The 9,007-nt window shown below is 70.2% G+C and carries 8 protein-coding genes; all 8 read left to right on the top strand.

Features of this window, described 5'->3' with window-relative positions; translation table 11 throughout:
• The first annotated feature begins 506 nt into the window (after positions 1 to 506).
• Positions 507 to 1,427: a squalene synthase HpnC gene (hpnC, locus tag ACWCP8_RS40805; RefSeq protein ID WP_352272510.1), complete on the top strand. Its 921-nt coding sequence runs from the start codon at positions 507 to 509 to the stop codon at positions 1,425 to 1,427.
• 29 nt (positions 1,428 to 1,456) lie between these two features.
• A complete protein-coding gene (hpnD, locus tag ACWCP8_RS40800) occupies positions 1,457 to 2,377 on the top strand; it encodes a presqualene diphosphate synthase HpnD (RefSeq protein ID WP_352272514.1) in 921 nt (306 codons plus the stop codon).
• Positions 2,378 to 2,549: 172 nt separating this feature from the next.
• Entirely contained in the window at positions 2,550 to 3,938 is a 1,389-nt protein-coding gene (gene hpnE / locus ACWCP8_RS40795) for a hydroxysqualene dehydroxylase HpnE (RefSeq protein ID WP_451121599.1), read from the top strand.
• On the top strand, positions 3,935 to 5,038 hold the full coding sequence (locus ACWCP8_RS40790) for a polyprenyl synthetase family protein (RefSeq protein WP_352272506.1): 1,104 nt from the start codon (positions 3,935 to 3,937) through the stop codon (positions 5,036 to 5,038). Before hpnE ends, ACWCP8_RS40790 begins: the two co-directional genes overlap by 4 nt.
• A gap of 104 nt (positions 5,039 to 5,142) precedes the next feature.
• Complete coding sequence (gene shc / locus ACWCP8_RS40785) at positions 5,143 to 7,143, top strand: squalene--hopene cyclase (protein WP_352272504.1); 2,001 nt, start codon at positions 5,143 to 5,145, stop codon at positions 7,141 to 7,143.
• Positions 7,143 to 7,802 carry a phosphorylase family protein gene (locus ACWCP8_RS40780; RefSeq protein ID WP_352272503.1) on the top strand — a complete coding sequence of 220 codons (660 nt, stop codon included), beginning with the start codon at positions 7,143 to 7,145 and terminating at the stop codon, positions 7,800 to 7,802. The genes shc and ACWCP8_RS40780 overlap by 1 nt, the downstream gene beginning before the upstream one ends.
• Before the next feature lie 5 nt (positions 7,803 to 7,807).
• The gene (gene hpnH / locus ACWCP8_RS40775) at positions 7,808 to 8,827 is read left to right on the top strand and encodes an adenosyl-hopene transferase HpnH (RefSeq protein ID WP_352272501.1); all 1,020 of its coding nucleotides are present in this window, start codon (positions 7,808 to 7,810) and stop codon (positions 8,825 to 8,827) included.
• Between the two features lie 4 nt (positions 8,828 to 8,831).
• The coding region (locus ACWCP8_RS40770; RefSeq protein ID WP_352272512.1) for a flavodoxin-dependent (E)-4-hydroxy-3-methylbut-2-enyl-diphosphate synthase at positions 8,832 to 9,007 on the top strand (176 nt) is incomplete at its 3' end.

Genomic DNA, 9,007 nt, shown 5'->3' with positions numbered 1-9,007 from the left:
GGAAGCGGCAGCGCCACGGCTGCGGGCTCTGCTGTCGCACGACGAGCTGTGGCTGCGGGTGGATGCAGCGATCGCGTTGTGGGAGGTGTCCGGCCTGCCGGAGCACTCCGGCAGAGGCCGCTGCGGTGTCGGAGAGCGTGGACTCCGTGGGGGCGTGCGCCGCGCCGACGCACGCCCGGGGAAGATCTCCTCCCGCCGGATGACGTCAATTCTCTTGCACGCGGGGAAGGTTGGCGGAGAACGCAGCGTTGTTGTAATGCGCGCTACACCCCGGCGTATGCCTGGGCGTTGTACAACGTAAGCTGTACCGGTGCTGATTCGTGGCAAGTGGGGCGATACCGCCTGGGTGCACCGCCCGTAGGCGGTCCTCCGCACTCGGGAGAGCGGGCGGCGTGTCCGGAATGGGATGTTTTGGGTCAGCAGTGTAGAACGGGAGATGTGACGGCAATGACGGAAAATCTCCAGCTCCGAGGTGTATATGCCGTCCCCGCGCCGGACGGTCAGTGGTGACCCGTACCCGGCAAGCGCGCCATGACGCCGCTGTACCCGCCACGCTCGACAAGGCCGCGGACGAGAATTTCCCCGTGGCCCCGTTTTTCCTGCCACGCGCCTGGCGTAACGATCTGATGGCGGTGTACGGCTACGCCCGCCTGGTCGACGACATCGGTGACGGCGATCTCGCCCCCGGCGGCGTCGACGCCCGCCACCTGGGGCTGGACCCCGCGCAGACCGATGACCGGCTCGCGATGCTCGACGCGTTCGAGGCGGACCTGCACCGCGTCTTCGACACTGCGGGCGACGGCCCGCACCACCCGCTGTTGCGTGCTCTGCGCCCCACCGTGCGGCGCTGCTCCCTCACGCCCGAGCCGTTCCTCGGGCTCATCGAGGCCAACCGGCAGGACCAGAAGGTCCGGCGGTACGGGACGTACGAGGAGCTCCTCGCCTACTGCGAACTCTCCGCCAACCCGGTCGGCCGCCTGGTTCTCCAGATCACCGGCACCGCGAGCCCCGAGCGGATCCGGCGCTCCGACGCCGTCTGCACCGCCCTGCAGATCGTCGAGCACCTCCAGGACGTCACCGAGGACCTCGGCCGCGACCGGATCTATCTGCCGGCCGACGACATGGCCGGGTTCCATGTCACCGAGGCCGACCTGGCAACCCCCTCCGGGGGCGCATCGGTGCGCGCACTGGTTGCATACGAAGCAGAACGCGCCCGGAACCTGCTGAATGAAGGCACCCCCTTGGTGGGTAGCGTCCACGGCAGGCTCAAGCTGCTTCTCGCCGGATTTGTGGGAGGGGGGCGTGCCGCCCTCACTGCGATCGCGGCCGCCGGGTTCGATGTACTGCCCGGACCGCCCAAGCCCACCAAGCCCAGCTTGCTGCGCGAGGTGGGAGTTGTCTTGCGAAGAGCGCGTAGAGAGGGGTGAGCCGGACCGTGGAGGGACAGACGACGTACATGTCGGCGCCGGTACAGGCCGCATACAGTTACTGCGAGGCCGTCACCGGACAGCAGGCGCGTAACTTCGCGTACGGAATCAGGCTGCTGCCTGCCGAGAAGCGGCAGGCCATGTCGGCGTTGTACGCCTTCTCCCGCCGGGTCGACGACATCGGCGACGGCGAGCTGGAGCCGGAGACCAAGCGGCTCCGGCTGGAGAGCACCCGCACGCTGCTGGACCGGATCCGGGACGGCGCGATCGATGAGGACGACACCGACCCGGTGGCCGTCGCGCTCGCCGACGCCGCGAACCGGTTCCCGCTGCCGCTCGGCGGGCTCGACGAGCTGATCGACGGCGTGCTCATGGACGTGCGCGGCACGACGTACGAGACGTGGGACGACCTCAAGGTCTACTGCCGGTGTGTCGCAGGGGCCATCGGCCGGCTCAGCCTGGGCGTTTTCGGTACGGAACCCGGCGCACCCGGCGCGGACCGCGCCGCGGAGTACGCCGACACGCTCGGCCTCGCCCTGCAGCTGACCAACATCCTGCGCGACGTCCGCGAGGACGCGGGCAACGGGCGTACGTATCTGCCCGCCGACGACCTCGCCAAGTTCGGCTGTTCCGCCGGTTTCCACCGGGCCACCCCGCCGCCCGGCTCCGACTTCGCCGGCCTGGTCCACTTCGAGGTGCGGCGCGCCCGCGCCCTCTTCGCCGAGGGCTACCGGCTGCTGCCGATGCTGGACCGCCGCAGCGGCGCCTGTGTGGCCGCCATGGCCGGTATCTACCGCCGCCTGCTCGACCGGATCGAGCGCGACCCCGAGGCGGTGCTGCGCGGCCGGGTGTCGCTGCCGGGCCACGAGAAGGCGTACGTCGCGGTGCGCGGCCTGTCGGGTCTGGACGCGCGGTACATCTCGCGCCGGACGGCCCGGGGGCGTGTCTGATGCGTAATGCAGATATCTTGCGCACCATGTGCATCGCGGACGATCGGTCCAGACCTTGGGCAACCCTGCGGTGGTCCGACGCGTCCCTGACTGAAACGACGTGCCTGACCGAAAAGACGAGCCCGGCCCGAACGGCCGGGCCGGCCGGAGCAACCTGGCGAAAGGGGGACGCGTGACCGACGAGGCTCCGCGTTCCTCCCGCGCGGTCGTGATCGGCGGGGGACTGGCCGGCATCACCGCGGCCCTCCGTCTCGCCGACGCCGGGCTTGACGTGACCCTGCTCGAAGGACGGCCGAGACTCGGCGGACTCGTCTTCTCCTTCAAACGCGGCGAACTGACCGTGGACAACGGTCAGCATGTCTACCTTCGTTGCTGCACCGCCTACCGCTGGTTCCTCGACCGGGTCGGCGGTGCCCGTCTGGCACCCCTGCAAAACCGTTTGGACGTGCCCGTTCTCGATGTCGGACGCCCCTCGGGGCCCCGGCTCGGACGGCTGCGCCGCAACGCCCTGCCGGTGCCGTTCCACCTCGCCGCCGGGCTGGCCCGCTACCCGCATCTCTCGCTCGCCGAGCGGGCAGGTGTCGGGCGCGCCGCGCTGGCACTCGGCCGGCTCGACCCGGACGACCCGGCGCTCGACACCATCGACTTCGGCAGCTGGCTGACCCGCCACGGGCAGTCCCCGCGCACCATCGAAGCCCTCTGGGACCTCGTCGGCGTCGCCACCCTCAATGCCACCGCCCCGAACTCCTCGCTGGCCCTCGCCGCGAAGGTCTTCAAGACCGGGCTCCTTTCCGAGCCCGGCGCCGCCGACATCGGCTGGGCGAGCGTGCCGCTCGGCGAGGTGCACGACACGCTGACCCGCAAGGCGCTCGACTCCGCCGGCGTACGGACCGAGCTGCGCACCAAGGCCGGCACCGTCACCCGCACCGGCGACGGACGCTGGTTCGTCGACACGGGCGCCGAACGGATCGAGGCGGACACCGTCGTGCTCGCCGTCCCGCAGCGCGAGGCGTACGACCTGCTGCCCGAAGGCGCACTCGACGAGCCGGGCAGGCTGCTCTCCATCGGTACCTCGCCGATTCTCAATGTGCACGTCGTCTACGACCGCAAGGTGCTGCGCCGCCCGTTCTTCGCCGCGCTCGGCTCCCCGGTCCAGTGGGTCTTCGACCGTACGGACGCCTCCGGGCTGACCGGCCCCGGACAGTACCTCGCGCTCTCCCAGTCCGCGGCCGACGACGAGATCGACCTGCCCGTCGCCGAACTGCGCAGCCGCTATCTGCCCGAGCTGGAACGGCTCCTGCCGGCCGCCCGCGGAGCCGGCATCAGGGACTTCTTCGTCACCCGGGAACGCACAGCGACCTTCGCCCCCGCTCCCGGCGTCGGCCGGCTGCGCCCCGGAGCCCACACCCGTGCCCCCGGCCTCTATCTGGCCGGAGCATGGACCGCCACCGGCTGGCCCGCGACGATGGAGGGGGCGGTGCGCAGCGGGTCCACCGCCGCGGACGCCGCGCTCCGTGCTCTCGGCCGCACCCATGAAATTCCGCTGCAGGAGGCGGCATGAGCAGTACCACCGGAACAAGAGGAGAGTCAGTGACCCCGGCGAATCCGGCTTTCGACACCGCGGTAGACACCGCGGACGTCACCGTGCTTCTGGAGCGCGGACGGGCCCTGTCCGCTCCGGTGCTCCGGGCCGCCGTTGACCGGCTCGCACCGCCCATGGACACCGTCGCCGCCTACCACTTCGGCTGGATCGACGCCCAGGGCCGGCCCTCCGACGGCGACGGCGGCAAGGCCGTCCGCCCGGCGCTCGCCCTGCTGTCCGCGGAGGCGGCGGGCGCTGCGGCCGAGGCCGGCATCCCCGGCGCGGTCGCCGTCGAACTCGTGCACAACTTCTCGCTGTTGCACGACGATCTGATGGACGGCGACGAGCAGCGCCGCCACCGTGACACCGTATGGAAGGTGCACGGCCCCGCGCAGGCGATCCTGGTCGGCGACGCGCTGTTCGCGCTGGCCAACGAGATCCTGCTGGAACTCGGCACGGTCGAGGCGGGCCGCGCGGCCCGCCGTCTGACCACCGCCACCCGCAAGCTCATCGACGGGCAGGCCCAGGACATCTCCTACGAGCACCGCGAGCGGGTCACCGTCGAGGAGTGCCTGGAGATGGAGGGCAACAAGACGGGCGCCCTGCTCGCCTGCGCCGTCTCCATCGGTGCGGTACTCGGCGGCGCCGACGACCGCACCGCCGACACCCTGGAGGCGTACGGCTACCACCTCGGCCTCGCCTTCCAGGCCGTCGACGATCTGCTCGGTATCTGGGGCGACCCGGAGTCCACCGGAAAGCAGACCTGGAGCGATCTGCGTCAGCGCAAGAAGTCCCTGCCGGTCGTCGCCGCGCTCGCCGCGGGCGGACCGGCCTCGGAACGCCTCGGCGAGCTGCTCGCCGCGGACGCCAAGAGCACCGACTTCGACAGCTTCTCCGAGAAGGAGTTCGCCGCCCGGGCGGCGCTCATCGAGGAGGCGGGCGGCCGCGAGTGGACCGCCCAGGAAGCCCGTCGGCAGCACGCGGTCGCCATCGAGGCGCTGCATGGTGTCGACATGCCGGAAACCGTGCGTGCGCAGCTCACGGCGCTCGCGGACTTCGTCGTCGTACGAAAGAGATGATCACCATTCGCATATGACTCGCAGTCGCCGGTCGGCGCCCTCGAAGGGCGCCGGCCGACGGAGACCCCAGCACAGCAGAGGACCAACTGCACGAAGGGGAAGCCATGACAGCGACGACCGACGGAAGCACCGGGGCCGTTGACCCCCGCGCAGCCTCGGCCAGCGAACCGACCGAATCAACCATCGTCGCGGACGACGTACTCGCCGTCGCGCGGCGGGCCGCGGAACGCTCGGTGGAGCACCTCCTCGGCAGACAGGACGACCAGGGCTGGTGGAAGGGCGACCTCGCCACCAATGTCACCATGGACGCCGAGGATCTGCTGCTCCGCCAGTTCCTCGGAATTCAGGACCCGGCCACCGTCGAGTCGGCCGCCCGCTTCATCCGCGGCGAACAGCTCGGCGACGGCACCTGGGCCACCTTCCACGGAGGCCCGGGCGAGCTCTCCACCACCATCGAGGCGTACGTCGCGCTGCGGCTGGCCGGAGACCGGCCGGACGACCCGCACATGGCCCGCGCCTCGAGGTGGATCAGGGAACAGGGCGGCATCGCCGAGAGCCGCGTCTTCACCCGGATCTGGCTGGCCCTGTTCGGCTGGTGGAAATGGGACGACCTGCCCGAGCTCCCACCGGAGCTGATGTTCTTCCCGAAGTGGGTCCCGCTCAACATCTACGACTTCGGCTGCTGGGCCCGGCAGACGATTGTGCCGCTGACCGTGGTCTCGGCGAAGCGTCCGGTACGGCCCGCGCCCTTCACCCTCGACGAACTGCACACCGACCCGCTCGTCCCCAACCCGCCCAAGCGCCGTGCTCCGGTGGCCAGTTGGGACGGCGTCTTCCAGCGCCTCGACAAGGCGCTGCACGTCTACCACAAAGTGGCCCCGCGCGGGCTGCGCCGGGTCGCCATGAATGCGGCGGCCCGCTGGATCATCGAACGCCAGGAGAACGACGGCTGCTGGGGCGGCATCCAGCCGCCCGCCGTGTACTCCGTCATCGCCCTGCACCTCCTCGGCTACGACCTCGATCACCCGGTGATGCGGGCCGGCCTGGATTCGCTGAACCGGTTCGCCATCTGGCGCGAGGACGGCGCCCGCATGATCGAGGCCTGTCAGTCACCGGTCTGGGACACCTGCCTCGCCACCATCGCACTCGCCGATGCCGGAGTCAGACCCGACCATCCCGCGCTCGTGAAAGCGGCGGACTGGATGCTCGGCGAGGAGATCGTGAGGCCCGGCGACTGGTCCGTGCGTCGGCCTCAACTGGACCCGGGCGGATGGGCGTTCGAGTTCCACAACGACAACTATCCGGACATCGACGACACCGCCGAGGTGGTCCTCGCGCTGCGCCGGGTCCGGCATCCGAATCCGGCCGCCGTCGACGCCGCCATCGAACGCGGGGTGCGCTGGAACCTCGGCATGCAGTCCCGCAACGGGGCCTGGGGTGCATTCGACGCCGACAACACCAGCCCGTTCCCCAACCGGCTGCCGTTCTGCGACTTCGGAGAGGTCATCGACCCGCCGTCCGCCGATGTCACCGGACACGTGGTGGAGATGCTCGCCATGGAGGGGCGGTCCGACCACCCTGCCGCCCGGCGCGGCATCGAGTGGCTGCTTGCCGAACAGGAGGCGAGCGGTGCCTGGTTCGGCCGTTGGGGCGTCAACTACGTATACGGAACGGGGTCGGTGGTGCCCGCCCTGGTCGCCGCCGGGCTGCCCGCCGCCCATCCGGCGATCCGCCGGGCGGTCGGCTGGCTGGAGTCCGCGCAGAACGACGACGGCGGCTGGGGCGAGGACCTGCGCTCGTACCAGGAGGAGAAGTGGATCGGGCACGGTGCGTCGACCGCGTCCCAGACCGCCTGGGCGCTCCTCGCCCTCCTTGCGGCCGGCCGGCGCGAGAGCACGGCGGTGACCCGGGGCATCGCCTGGCTGACCGAGGCCCAGCAGGCTGACGGGTCCTGGGACGAGCCGTACTTCACCGGCACCGGGTTCCCCTGGGACTTCTCCATCAACTACCACCTCTACCGGCAGGTCTTCCCGCTCACCGCACTCGGGCGGTACGTGTACGGCGACCCGTTCGCCGACCGCACGGCCGTCCGGGAGGGGGCCTGATGGACGATGCACCGGGGCCGTCCGGCCCCGCGGCGCCGCTGCTGATCGCCTGCGCGCTCGGTATCGAGCAACTCGCCCTGCGCAGTGGCAGAGGAAAGGCGGACGGCGCCCCGGGTCAGGTGACCGTGCTCCGTACGGGCATGGGCCCGAAAGCCGCCGAGACGGCCGTGGCGCACGCGCTCGGTCAGGACCGGGCGCTCGGCGCCGCGGTCATCGCCTCCGGGTTCTGTGCCGGGCTCGCGCCCGGCATGCACCCGGGAGACCTGGTGGTCGCCGACGAGACCCGGGAGGCCGGCGACTCGACGGCCTGCACCGGTGCGGGTCTGCTCGCCGAGGCACTCGCCAGGACGGTGCCGGGCCGCACCGTCCACATCGGTCCGCTGACCGGATCCGGCCATGTCGTGCGCGGACATGAGCGGGCCGAGCTGCGGGCCACCGGAGCGATCGCTGTGGACATGGAGTCCGCCGCCACCCTCCGCACCGCCCTGCGCACCGGGGCACGCCCGGTTGCGGCCGTACGGGTGGTCGTGGACGCTCCGGAGCATGAGCTCGTCCGCATCGGCACGGTACGCGGTGGAATATCGGCTTTCCGTGTTCTCCGCGCTGTCCTGCCGGCTTTCTATGAATGGCACCGATCTTTGCTGCTCCCCAGGAGGTGAGCTAGATGGCCATGCCGCTTCGTCAGACCATCAAGGTTGCGACGTACCTCATTGAACAGAAGCTCCGCAAGCGGGACAAATTCCCGCTCATTGTCGAGCTGGAGCCTTTGTTCGCCTGCAATCTGGCGTGCGAGGGCTGCGGAAAGATCCAGCATCCGGCAGGAGTACTCAAGCAGCGCATGCCGGTGGCCCAGGCCGTCGGCGCGGTGCTGGAATCGGGTGCCCCGATGGTGTCCATCGCGGGCGGTGAACCCCTGATGCACCCGCAGATCGACGAAATCGTGCGGCAGCTGGTGGCGCGGAAGAAGTACGTCTTCCTCTGCACCAACGCGATGCTGCTGCGCAAGAAGATGGAGAAATTCACCCCGTCGCCGTTCTTCGCCTTCGCCGTGCACATCGACGGTCTGCGCGAGCGGCACGACGAATCGGTCGCCAAGGAAGGCGTGTTCGACGAGGCGGTGGCGGCGATCAAGGAGGCCAAGCAGCGCGGCTTCCGGGTCACCACGAACTCCACCTTCTTCAACACCGACACCCCGCAGACCGTCATCGAGGTCCTCAACTACCTCAATGACGACCTGAAGGTCGACGAGATGATGATCTCGCCCGCCTACGCGTACGAGAAGGCTCCCGACCAGGAGCACTTCCTCGGTGTCGAGCAGACCCGCGAGCTGTTCAAGAAGTCCTTCGCGGGCGGCAACCGGGCCCGCTGGCGGCTGAACCACTCGCCGCTCTTCCTGGACTTCCTCGAGGGCAAGGCGGACTTCCCGTGCACGGCCTGGGCGATCCCCAACTACTCGCTCTTCGGCTGGCAGCGGCCCTGCTATCTGATGAGCGACGGGTACGTCCCGACGTACCGGGAACTCATCGAGGAGACCGACTGGGACAAGTACGGCCGCGGCAAGGATCCGCGCTGCGCCAACTGCATGGCGCACTGCGGCTACGAGCCCACTGCCGTCCTCGCCACGATGGGCTCGCTCAAGGAGTCCCTGCGTGCCGCGCGCGAGACCGTCGCCGGGAGCCGGTGACGTCATGACCACTGGAGAACCAGTCGCACTGGGTCTCCCCGAGCTGCCGGCCCGGCCGCTCGCGATGCGCCGTCCCTCACGGCGCATCCAGGTCGGGTCGGTGGCGGTCGGTGGGGATGCGCCGGTGTCGGTGCAGTCGATGACCACGACCCGGACGTCGGACATCGGTGCGACGTTGCA

The sequence above is a fragment of the Streptomyces sp. NPDC002206 genome, assembly GCF_053593595.1.
This window is presented reverse-complemented; position numbering and strand designations above follow the sequence as displayed.

What these genes read in the sequence shown, in the direction of transcription:
- hpnD (WP_352272514.1), top strand. Translation starts at nt 1,457, where the DNA reads ATGTCGGCGCCGGTACAGGCCGCATACAGTTACTGCGAGGCCGTCACC.
- ACWCP8_RS40790 (WP_352272506.1), top strand. Translation starts at nt 3,935, where the DNA reads ATGAGCAGTACCACCGGAACAAGAGGAGAGTCAGTGACCCCGGCGAAT.
- shc (WP_352272504.1), top strand. Translation starts at nt 5,143, where the DNA reads ATGACAGCGACGACCGACGGAAGCACCGGGGCCGTTGACCCCCGCGCA.
- ACWCP8_RS40780 (WP_352272503.1), top strand. Translation starts at nt 7,143, where the DNA reads ATGGACGATGCACCGGGGCCGTCCGGCCCCGCGGCGCCGCTGCTGATC.
- hpnH (WP_352272501.1), top strand. Translation starts at nt 7,808, where the DNA reads ATGGCCATGCCGCTTCGTCAGACCATCAAGGTTGCGACGTACCTCATT.